Origin of the sequence: Mesorhizobium sp. LNHC229A00 (assembly GCF_000502415.1) — a bacterium.
GTDB lineage: Bacteria > Pseudomonadota > Alphaproteobacteria > Rhizobiales > Rhizobiaceae > Mesorhizobium.
Genome location: NZ_AYWQ01000099.1, coordinates 1 through 1,052 on the forward strand (window position 1 = coordinate 1; position 1,052 = coordinate 1,052).

The 1,052-nt window shown below is 56.8% G+C and carries 1 pseudogene; it reads right to left on the minus strand.

What is annotated here, in order from left to right:
• Positions 1 to 555: 555 nt before the first annotated feature.
• Positions 556 to 720 (minus strand): annotated as a pseudogene (locus tag X742_RS1000000173615) (NADH dehydrogenase ubiquinone Fe-S protein 4); the annotation flags it as partial.
• Positions 721 to 1,052: the final 332 nt, after the last annotated feature.

Here is a 1,052-nt window from a genome sequence, read left to right on the forward strand (position 1 = left end):
ATTGATCGAGAGCAAAGTTCGCGCGGATTCCCCTCGCTTGCGCCGACTGGTTGCAGTGCAAATGCCGTCGGCAAGCTAATGAGCAGTCGTCGGGGCAATATTGAGCGCTGCAGGGTGGAGCAGGCCGATCAGAGATGGAGGGCGTCGTTCCAATCAACAGATCTCGTCCAGACATCGGATGGTGTTGCCTAGTCGTGCTGCCTGCACCGCTTGCTAAACGGCTCAGTCGACAATTTGGGTTCAGATACTATGGGGGCGTTGCCCACTGTCTCGGAACACTAGGCCCATCGCTTTCGTGTGCACTATGTGCAACGAGAAATGTGATATGGCCGAATGGCTTTCAGTGTCTGCGGCATAAGTAAAATACGCCAGTTTTACGGTGCACGCATCTTGCCAATTGGTCAGTCTTCCAAGCGGGTATTGGACGGACTGAGTTCCCACGACGAAGCCGCCGACAGCGCTTTTCGGACGCTCTTTTGCCGACGATATCGTTCGCTCCTAATGCGGATGCTCGCTACGATATCCATGCCTCCTATTGTCCGATGCGACGCGAAACGTCAGCGTGTCACCGCGTCCGGTGTAGCCCATCAGCGGTTCAATGACCGGCGCGGTACGCCGCTCAAAGACCAGCCGCCAGCCTTTCGGCCGCGCTGGGCCCGAGGTCATGACTGAGCGGCAAGGCTTGTAGATTCGTGCGACCGCATCATGCGGGAACTCGGCCGAATGACAGCGCGCCTGCCGTTCTCGTTTGCCGGTACGTGCCTATACTCGTGGGCTGCAATGTGCTTTCCAGCGCGGCAGCACCTTGCTTGGGAATGGGCTTGGTTTGCAAAGTCGCTTTCTTGCACCCTAGATATTTCCATGCACAAGGAACATGTCCGCCCACTGTTGTTTAGGCCGCAATGACAATCACGCTGTCATGACCATGATCTACTGTCTCGCCCGCTAGGCAGGAGGGGCAACGGGTGCTGTCACGGTTTACCGTCATATCGGTCCGGTTGCGATCCAGCCAGGTTGCGTTCGTTGACGGCGTAGATTGTCAGCCATCTTTG